A 231-nucleotide genomic window follows, 5' to 3' on the forward strand; every position below is an offset into this window, starting at 1 on the left:
GTGTTAATCCTTGCCGTCAAACCGCAGGACATGGAAGCCGCGTGCCGCAACGTTCGTGTCAACGCCGCATTGGTGCTTTCCGTCGCCGCCGGTTTGTCTATTGATACCCTCAGCCGCTACCTTGGCGGAACACGCCGAATCGTCCGTACCATGCCCAATACGCCGGGAAAAATCGGTTTGGGCGTATCCGGCATGTTTGCCGAAGCGGAAGTATCCGAAGCTGACCGCGCC

General features: G+C 58.9%; 1 pseudogene. It reads left to right on the forward strand.

Annotation, left to right across the window (positions count from 1 at the left end):
- Positions 1-231, forward strand: a pseudogene (locus ACTHTK_RS10355) (pyrroline-5-carboxylate reductase); the annotation flags it as partial.

It is taken from the genome of Neisseria sp. P0006.S009, assembly GCF_051962915.1.
Lineage (GTDB): Bacteria > Pseudomonadota > Gammaproteobacteria > Burkholderiales > Neisseriaceae > Neisseria > Neisseria subflava_E.